The sequence below is a fragment of the Mycobacterium sp. NS-7484 genome, from assembly GCF_001953975.1.
Taxonomy (GTDB): domain Bacteria; phylum Actinomycetota; class Actinomycetes; order Mycobacteriales; family Mycobacteriaceae; genus Mycobacterium.
Genome location: NZ_MBEJ01000006.1, coordinates 1 through 2,115, shown reverse-complemented (window position 1 = coordinate 2,115; position 2,115 = coordinate 1). Strand labels below are relative to the sequence as shown.

General features: G+C 68.6%; 1 protein-coding gene and 1 pseudogene. Both read right to left on the bottom strand.

Features of this window, described 5'->3' with window-relative positions; translation table 11 throughout:
- On the bottom strand, positions 1-1,267 hold a 1,267-nt coding region (locus A5733_RS00830; protein ID WP_076238715.1), incomplete at its 3' end, for a DUF2207 domain-containing protein.
- Positions 1,268-1,312: 45 nt separating this feature from the next.
- A pseudogene (locus A5733_RS00825) lies at positions 1,313-2,115 on the bottom strand (primosome assembly protein PriA); the annotation flags it as partial.

Below are 2,115 nucleotides of genomic sequence, written 5' to 3'. Positions count from 1 at the left end.
TGGCGGCGCGGAGCCACAATTCCTTACGACGTTTGACCATGAAGCCGCCGTCGAAGGCCCACTTGCGAACGGCGACGTCCATATCGGCCTTGGCTTTGCTCAGTTTCTTGCCCGACGCAGCGGTGTTCTTGGCGGTGAACGCGGCTCCCACCGACATCACCTTGAGCGCTGCGCCGACATCGATGCCGACCGGATCGACATCTGTCCACTCGGCCGGCTTGGCGAGACCCTTGATCTTCCAGTGCATGTCACCGAGCTGACGCAACTCCACGAGCCCACGTTCGGCGAGGTGGAACAGCGTCGCGCTGAGCCCGGTCTTGGGAATGGTCTCGGTGCGGATGTACTCCGTCTGCACCGGGCCGAGCCCTTCGGGCGGGGCATACTGCACCGGAAATCCCGGCGGTGGTTCGACAGTGGTGCGCGTCCAGAGGTAGGCGAGCAGACCCATACCGACGGTCAGCAGGGCGATCCAGACCAGCGCGCTCACCGACCGGCCGAGAATCCGGTCCCAGGTGTACGGCCACGGCAGGCTCACCTGCGCCGGACTCTCGACGTCGACGCCGGCCCGTAGCGTCACCGGCGTATGCGGCTGCAGGTCAGTAGCCGTCAGCCGCACGGTGTTGCCGTCGGTGCGCAGGTCTGTGCACGCGCTGCCCACGCCGTACCCGACGCTGCATGCCGCCCCGGTCACCTCGGCCGGCAGGGTGACCGAGATGTCGGCCCGCTTGATGGTGTTGTTCCACGCGGGCGCGATGACGTTCCAGTAGAACACCGATCGGGCGTCGGAATCGCCGATGGTGGTGGCGAATTCACGCTGGGCTGCAACGGTGCCCGGATCCAAGGCGCCGTCGATCGCGTAACGGATCTCGAAGACGTGAGGGCCCCAGTCCAGGGTGGTGGCCGGGTCGCCGATCTTGGCGACCCGGAACCGTTTACCGGTTTCCCACAACAGCTCATACGGAATCGACGACCCGTCCATCGTGATGGAGGTGATCTCCGGTACCTGCCGCAGCCGGGAGTTGTTCTGATTCGCCACGTCCCAGTACCGGAAGATGCCGTGGCGGCCGCTGGGGAAATCGCCGGTGATGGTCTCGACCGCGGACAGCCGTCCGTCGGCGTCGACCGTGAAATCGCCTCGGTAGTCGGTGATCACCACCGGGTCGGCCGCCCCCGGGCCCGATGCGGACCCACCCGTGAACACCAGAGGCCACAGCAGGCCGAATGCGATGAGCGCCAGGGTGAACAGCCACGACCACATCCGACGCATGGCAGCCTCCTGTCGGCCCTCACCAGCAGAGATGAAGTGTGCGCCTCAGCCTATGTGCAATGGGTCGATTTGGATGCGACATGGCTGCTGATCCTTACGTGCGCTGAGCACGGCGGTGGCGCGTCGTAATGCCGCGGCCAACTCCAGGCCACCGTCGCGCGGTACCCGGACCAGCATCCGGCTCACCTCGGCGTCGGCATCGAGCCCCGGAGGTCGGCGCGCTCCGGGCGGAAGTTCCACCGGGCCGAGAGTTTCCGCCGCGGCCGGCAGCTGGGCCGTGTCGAGCAGTGCCTCGACCGCCGTCGTCGTCCCGTCGATGGCCGCCATGTGCACGGCGGGTGGCAGTCCGACCTCACCGCGGCCGTCGAGTTCGGCGTCGGCGTGCCCCACCGGATCCCATCGAATCAACGCCTGCACGGTGGCGATCGCCGACTCCGCCACCACTGCCACCACACCACCGTCGGCACGAGGCCGCACCAAGGCCGCCGCGGCCATCCACCGCCGCATCGTGTCCTCGGCGGCCCGCAGATCTTGGCGGCCCAGCAGAGCCCACGCGTCGAGCAACAGGGCCGCGCCGTAACCGCCGTCAGCCACGGGTTCTGCACCAGGTGTCGAGACCACCAGGGCCGGACCGTTCCCCACCGCACCGACCACCGCGTCCCCGCCCGAGGTGATCACCGACGTACCGGGAAAGGCCCGGCCCAACTCTTCAGCGGTCCGGCGAGCCCCCACCACCACCGCCCGTACCGCATCGGAACCGCAACGCGCACAACGCAATGCGGGCTCGGCGCGGCCGCACCACCGGCATTCGGCCGCCGCAGCGCCGCGGTCCGGCAGGGCGAGCGGCC